8 protein-coding genes are annotated in these 6,323 nt (G+C 50.2%); 3 read left to right on the plus strand and 5 right to left on the minus strand.

Annotated elements, in window-relative coordinates; genetic code table 11:
- Positions 1-77: 77 nt before the first annotated feature.
- From ACOJWD_RS10630 to ACOJWD_RS10640, 3 genes are all read right to left on the minus strand, one after another.
- The gene (locus ACOJWD_RS10630; protein WP_486993207.1) at positions 78-1,217 is read right to left on the minus strand and encodes an NAD(P)/FAD-dependent oxidoreductase; all 1,140 of its coding nucleotides are present in this window, start codon (positions 1,215-1,217) and stop codon (positions 78-80) included.
- 81 nt (positions 1,218-1,298) lie between these two features.
- On the minus strand, positions 1,299-1,532 hold the full coding sequence (locus ACOJWD_RS10635; RefSeq protein WP_486993208.1) for a sulfurtransferase TusA family protein: 234 nt from the start codon (positions 1,530-1,532) through the stop codon (positions 1,299-1,301).
- 30 nt (positions 1,533-1,562) lie between these two features.
- On the minus strand, positions 1,563-1,955 hold the full coding sequence (locus ACOJWD_RS10640) for a hypothetical protein (RefSeq protein ID WP_486993209.1): 393 nt from the start codon (positions 1,953-1,955) through the stop codon (positions 1,563-1,565).
- 342 nt (positions 1,956-2,297) lie between these two features.
- On the opposite strand from ACOJWD_RS10640, the gene ACOJWD_RS10645 reads away from it, so the two are divergent.
- Positions 2,298-3,548: an MFS transporter gene (locus tag ACOJWD_RS10645; protein ID WP_486993210.1), complete on the plus strand. Its 1,251-nt coding sequence runs from the start codon at positions 2,298-2,300 to the stop codon at positions 3,546-3,548.
- Between the two features lie 158 nt (positions 3,549-3,706).
- Here ACOJWD_RS10645 and ACOJWD_RS10650 read toward each other — a convergent pair whose 3' ends face one another.
- Positions 3,707-4,261: a P-loop NTPase family protein gene (locus ACOJWD_RS10650; protein ID WP_486993211.1), complete on the minus strand. Its 555-nt coding sequence runs from the start codon at positions 4,259-4,261 to the stop codon at positions 3,707-3,709.
- A gap of 360 nt (positions 4,262-4,621) precedes the next feature.
- Here ACOJWD_RS10650 and ACOJWD_RS10655 point away from each other — a divergent pair, with 360 nt between their 5' ends.
- Together ACOJWD_RS10655 and ACOJWD_RS10660 are read left to right on the plus strand one after the other, a co-directional pair.
- Positions 4,622-5,101, plus strand: a complete 480-nt coding sequence (locus tag ACOJWD_RS10655) for a GNAT family N-acetyltransferase (RefSeq protein WP_486993212.1) — start codon at positions 4,622-4,624, stop codon at positions 5,099-5,101.
- 118 nt (positions 5,102-5,219) lie between these two features.
- On the plus strand, positions 5,220-5,393 hold the full coding sequence (locus tag ACOJWD_RS10660; RefSeq protein ID WP_486993213.1) for a hypothetical protein: 174 nt from the start codon (positions 5,220-5,222) through the stop codon (positions 5,391-5,393).
- 380 nt (positions 5,394-5,773) lie between these two features.
- On the opposite strand, the gene ACOJWD_RS10665 is transcribed toward ACOJWD_RS10660, so the two are convergent.
- On the minus strand, positions 5,774-6,323 hold a 550-nt coding region (locus ACOJWD_RS10665), incomplete at its 5' end, for a hypothetical protein (RefSeq protein WP_486993214.1).

Here is a 6,323-nt window from a genome sequence, read left to right on the forward strand (position 1 = left end):
GACTACTAATTTCTTTTAGGGTCGATTCGTCCATTTCTACCGTAGCCATACGTCCCCTCCCTTCCCCAAGTCATGCTCTACAAAATTCCTGACGCTGAAAGCCAGTACATCTTGTTGAACGCCAATTTATAGAGGTGAATCAAGTCGCTGGGGGGCTGTGGCTTGGGAGGATGTTGATAATCGAACTTAATATAGGTGGCTTGGTCTTTTCCGGCTTCGATGAAACAAAATACCTTACCGTCATAACGAATCGACCCTTTTCCTCCGTGCACTCGGTTAATGAGGTTGGCCGCTACCACATCAGCCTCAAAATGGGCGGTCGATCCGGCTTTGCTAATTGGCAAGTTGGTCGCATCGCCAAGTACATAAACATTATCGGAGCCCTCCATCATGAGGCTATATCGATCGGTAGGAATCCAGTTTCCTGCGTCGCCAATCTCCGACCGTTTAATGACCTCTTGCCCCATGTGTGGCGGAATCGATACCAATAGGTCATAGTCCAAGGTTTCCCCCTCCATACTGGTTATCGTATGCTTTTCGGCATCCACACTCTCGATATTGAAGAACGTATGCGAGGTAATACCACGCTCTTCGAACACTCCGGTTGCCCAATTGGCGACCGGCTCCAGGGAATGCAGTCGCCCAATGGGATATGTATAGACCACTTCCGACTTCTCTCCCAATCCTCGGGAATTAAGCCAATCGCGGACCATCAAGGTAAATTCCACAGGGGCCACCGGACACTTATGAGGGACACTGACGGTCACAACCACCCGTCCCCCCTCAAATTCGTGTAACGCGTCGCGCAACTTAAGCGCGCCTTCTTCAGTGTAAAAAATGTGCCCGCCGTCTACCAATCCCGGAACCGTTTCAGGCGCAGGACGACTACCAGTGGCAATGACTAAATAGTCATAAGGAATCTTTTTGCCGTCACTCATGAGCACCTGGTTAGATGCTTTGTCGATACGGTCTGCATGACCGACCACAAGTTTGATATGGCGATTCAGCACACTGCGTTCCGGGCGATGCGCATCGGCCGGCACTGCTTGATCAAAAGCCATATACAAAAAATACGGTTGGTAGACATGTTGATCACTTTCGTTGACGACCGTAATCTCGACCTCTCCACTTAAAATTTCTGGCTTCAACTGACGCGCGAGTTGATTGGACACCATGCTTCCGCCAACGCCACCGCCAAGCAACACAATTTTCGTCATGCCTATTCCTCCTATTATCGAACTATTTTGATAATATAGACCAATCGTCAGAAAAGTGAGGTCCAGCTCCGTACGCTGGACCTATTTCAATTTCTTCACTTGGACTTTATAGATACCTGCATCTTCGGTAGAACCGACAACCTCGTGTCCTGCCTTCTTGACCCACTCGGGAATATCTTTAGCTGAACCGCGGTCCGATGACCATACTTCAAGAATCGTACCGACCGTTTCTTGCCGAATGCCCTTAATGAGTTCCATTAACGGCCCAGGGCAAAAAGATCCCCGGGCATCTACCACCTTTGCCTCTTCTGCCATCACTCTTTGCCTCCTTATCACGCTCATTGGCTAAAATGTTAGTGACGTACCCTGATCTACCTGGCCCAGAAATCCGGCGATCCCCATCACGTCATCAAAGAGCGGAACAAGATCACCTAACTCCCACTGCTTAATATCTGCCACTAAACTGCAGGCGTACAGGTGAATGTCTCCTATCTCTTTCGCTTGCTCGAAAAGTCCCAGGTAATCGGGATTAGCCGTCCGGGCAATGTCTTCTGCCACGGGCCCCCGGGAGATCGTGCTGCGCACGGATTCCTCTTTGTGAAACGCTGGCAATGCTTCCATGGAAACAAATACATTGACACTTTGACCAAGACTTCCCGCCACCAAACTCACCATGGCGGCTGCATGCACTTTCGCGTAATCACCAGAAAGTAGCATTAAATTCAATGTTCCGCCCATGAACAACCTCCTTGAATACAATACCGACTATGGTATGATAAAAATTCCTCGCGTAAGCCATAAACAGAGAGTCAACGTCTTACCATTCTCTACGTTTCATTTTAATGTTACTTGAACGTTTTGCACATATTGAGCTGATAGCCGATAAGACCCATCTTTTTCGCGAGAAAACTCATACTCCACAAGGTATATTTGTTTACTAGAGTATATTCCAGTACAATGCACTCCGCGATATTGGTCTCTCAGGGGCAACACGGAGCCGTCTTGGTCGTTGACAGACAATCATTTGTTAGCGTAGGCTAACAACATTGATGGAGTGGTCAAAAGGGGCAGGAGGTATTCATGGGGCGCTGGAAATCACAGTCAGTTATCGCAGGTGCAGGAATTTTGCTCAGTTCCTATGATATGGGCCTCATGGCGATGGTATTAGTCACACTGAAACATATATGGCGACTCCAAGGATGGGAACTATCGATGGTGGCCTCGATTACCTCGATCGGAATGATTCTGGGGAGTTTGGCTGGCGGTGTATTAGCCGACCGCTATGGTCGGCGCGGCGTATTGATGTGGGATTATGTATGTTTTCTCGGCGCAGCTCTGGTCAGTGCACTCAGCCCCAATATTTGGTGGCTATTGGGTGCCCGCCTTATTGTAGGATTTGGTGTCGGCGCAGACTTTGCTATCAGCTTCGCCTTTCTGACCGAAGTTTGTCCCATCGAACGCCGTGGTCGAACCATGGCATGGGTCATGTGGGTGGCTAATTTTGGTACCGTGATCGCCTATGGCATAGGTAGTTGGCTCATTTCCCTAGGCGTCGGATCAGGATGGCGTATAACCTTAGCCACTGGGGTAGTATTGGCCATTCCCCTCATCGTTCTGCGCAGCCGAGTTGTCGAGTCGCCCTTATGGCAACGCGCTCCGCATCATAACAGCGTGAAATCGGCCTTCCATTATTTTAGTCGGGACAAAATGCGCCAAACTCTTCAAGTCGCCCAAGGCAGTTACTTTCTGTATCAGATTACGGATCAAGGGCTTGGCATGTTTCTTCCCCTCATCATGATTTCGTTGTTTGGCAGTTCGATCGCCGATGCTTCTTGGAGCAGTGTTATCGTCAAATCTGTTACCATACCGGCTGCTCTTTGCACGGTGTGGCTAATTGACCGCTGGGGACGAAGACCTCTGCAAATATTGGGGTTTTCAGGGCGGGCACTGGCACTGATAACCTTAGGGACGTTATTTCTATGCTTTCACCATATTCCACTTGTCATTGTCGCGATTCTCATGATTGCCACTTATTTTTTTGGACCTGCTGGCCCTGATAAAACGATTGTCATTGCCCCAGCGGAACAGTTTTCCACCTCGTGGCGCGGCACTGGAGAAGGATTATCCGAAATGGCAGGACGTATTGGCGGTGTGGTAGGCATTGCGGGATATGGATTTTTGAGTTCTGTCTTTGGGGTTGGAGCAGGATTGCTATTCTTTGGCATTGCCTGTGCGCTAGGAGCCCTATTAAGCCTACGTCTGCATGAAACGTGCCCGACGGGAGTGGCGGAAGACGGACTCGGCCCTTCTCTCTCCTCAACGTCACTTTAAACCATAGCCATCGTTTTGATATCAGATAGCGGTCGAGCGCGCACCCCTTGAAGTATCTGGCCTAAATGACTGAAACCAGCCACTTCCGAGACGTTTACAGTGTTTACCTTGTTATGATGCCATGCCATGCCATGCCATACCATACCGCCATCACGATGTTAGTCTGTCGTGGCGTAGGGTTGCGCAATCCTCTCTGAAGTCGCTCGAAGAAATGCCTCAATCTCTCGTGAACCCTTCAGTACGATCGCCCGTCTACCGTCTCCCAAGGATTCAAAAGAACGAAGCCGATGTGCAATATTCCGGCGGCGTCGGTGATATGTAGTTAGAATAAATCGAAGAAATGCCCAATCAATCTTTTCTGGGCAACCTGGCGCCATATCCATACGGCTGCCTTCGCGGAACTCATAGCGCCGCCTAAAAACACGAAATACACAGAGCAGAAGAGGCATGTCAAGATAGATAAGTGTGTCTGCTCGATCGGTTCGCAATCCATATCCAGTGGTCGTATAGTTCCCCTCGATAATCCACCGGTCGCGACTCACCACTTCTTGTTGACGGCACAAGAACAGTTCCGGCGTCGACTGAACCCACCCCGGATTCCAAAATAAGGTATCTAAATGTGTCACCGGAATCCCTATAACCATACTGAATCGCCGCGCAAATGTGGACTTCCCACTCCCAGGGGATACCCCCATTACCATGACGCGATTCATGACCCCTCTCCTGATATACCACTCATAGTGCACACATCGCCCAAATTCCAGAGTATTAATACATCTTCGTGGTTAGCCGCCCGTAAGTCGATGCACATAGAAGAAAGATGATTCCTTAGCGGGTTCACCCAAAATCCGATAGGATACACCGATACCATCCTCGCGTAGCTAACCGAAGCTGCGAATCGCCTGAGGCGCTTACCTTGGCTCTCTAGTGCATATCGTCGTTTAATATGGTAGCACAACACCTTAAACACAGGTGCTGTAGCCATAAGAAAGAGTCCCTGTTGGCGACTACCGTCAAACAAGGAATCGTGTTTGTCGCAGTCGAAGGCATGAAGATATCAAAGGAGGGGACATATGACCCATCTCAAAAGACTCACACCCGATGACTGGCGGTTGTGGAGAGAATTGCGCTTAGCTGCTCTGGAGGAATCTCCGTTAGCCTTCGGTTCGCGTCTCGGCGACTGGCAGGGAGCCGGAGACCGCGAAAATCGTTGGCGCCAACGTCTTTCGGACGTTCCCTTGAATATTGTAGCCTATATGAATGAGACTCCCGGAGGGATGGTAAGTGGCCAGTCCAACGGTTCGGATACCGAGTTGATGTCGCTCTGGGTGGCCCCGTTTGCACGAGGCGCGGGAGTAAGTGATCAACTCGTCGAGGCGGTGATGGCATGGTCTAAGGCTCAAAAGGCAACGCGGCTTCTACTCAGCGTTCGAGACCATAATGCCGCGGCGATTCGTCTCTATTATCGTCACGGGTTTCACCCCATTGGCCCGAGCCCAGAATCCGAACCTGGCGCGCCAGAAACCCTATTTACGAAACCAATCATCCCGTAAACGCGGCTCCCGAGAGCCTCAACGCACTGAGCCGGAATTTCACTAGGACGATCCTCATGTGTGACGCACAGTTAAAGAGATAGCGTAGTGGCCCGTTCGGTCTCACGAGGAGGTTATCATGATGACACGACGCTGGTTGACGGTTCTATACATTGTCGTATTGATAGCCGTCATCGTATGCGTCGATGTCCTCTTTTTCAAGCATCATACGATGAAAAGACTCTTCGTCAACGTCGGGATTGCCGCGATATGTTCCGCTTTTGGGTGGCGGTATCTACGCAAGCAACCATAAGTCAATCCGCGGTTCTCGAAGAACATGATGCCACTGGTGTTTGAGAGTGGCCAAAAACACCCTCAATCTCTACGATAATCGGCGACGCGCAAAAGCCCTCGTCTGTCCTCTGAACCATTCCAATGATACGCATCACACGGATCCCTCACCTACAGGATGGAGAAGGCAAGATACCACAACGCTTTTAGATTGTATAGATGGTAATTTTAGCCACTCTTCCCAAGACATCACGTAGGCGAGATCGGATGTTGGCACAAAAAACCTATAGGCTTTTTCGCTATTGCGGCCCAATCTTGTGGGCGGACGGCATCGGTTCTACATCCGGCCACTTGCCATCAACGATCTAGAAGTTGGCCCAAAGTACCTCAAACTGGCGCTCACTAATGGGGCAGTGGCGCCCACCTGAGTGACTGGGACTGTTCTATCACGACATACCCGCCCGATACCAATCCTCGAGGCGAGGGGATGGTAGTAACGCTATTTTGTTGAGTATTCACCAATTCCCCATTTTCGCCCACGCCATCAATAGCCACATACGGTCCGTCTACAGATGTTTCCCCTCCGGGATTATCTGCTGGCGTAATTTGAATCACTACTTCTCGTTCATAGTTAGCCACGTAAACGGGATAGGGCGCCGGATTGACAGGCGACCCTGGGGCCAGCGAATAGTCTCCAGAAAACACCGCGCCGCCAGGCACTCCCCCATAGAGTAATGTCGGTGCATGATAGACAGGAATTCGATGAGTCACCCGTCGTGTGGCAAACGACCAATACCACAATGTGCCGGGCGTTGTCGTAAGCTTCAAGTCACCCGAGTTATTCACCGAGAGCCATAGGCCATGCGCCGTGGCTTGCATCGCAAAAAACATACGGTTATTGGTTTTGGGATCCTCGCGAAGAACAACAGTAAGTTTTTTGGTATTAAGGTTA

It is taken from the genome of Sulfobacillus sp. TH-112 (genome assembly GCF_057473405.1).

What these genes read in the sequence shown, in the direction of transcription:
- ACOJWD_RS10655 (WP_486993212.1), top strand. Translation starts at nt 4,622, where the DNA reads ATGACCCATCTCAAAAGACTCACACCCGATGACTGGCGGTTGTGGAGA.
- ACOJWD_RS10640 (WP_486993209.1), bottom strand. Translation starts at nt 1,955, where the DNA reads ATGGGCGGAACATTGAATTTAATGCTACTTTCTGGTGATTACGCGAAA.
- ACOJWD_RS10660 (WP_486993213.1), top strand. Translation starts at nt 5,220, where the DNA reads ATGATGACACGACGCTGGTTGACGGTTCTATACATTGTCGTATTGATA.
- ACOJWD_RS10645 (WP_486993210.1), top strand. Translation starts at nt 2,298, where the DNA reads ATGGGGCGCTGGAAATCACAGTCAGTTATCGCAGGTGCAGGAATTTTG.
- ACOJWD_RS10650 (WP_486993211.1), bottom strand. Translation starts at nt 4,261, where the DNA reads ATGAATCGCGTCATGGTAATGGGGGTATCCCCTGGGAGTGGGAAGTCC.
- ACOJWD_RS10635 (WP_486993208.1), bottom strand. Translation starts at nt 1,532, where the DNA reads ATGGCAGAAGAGGCAAAGGTGGTAGATGCCCGGGGATCTTTTTGCCCT.
- ACOJWD_RS10630 (WP_486993207.1), bottom strand. Translation starts at nt 1,217, where the DNA reads ATGACGAAAATTGTGTTGCTTGGCGGTGGCGTTGGCGGAAGCATGGTG.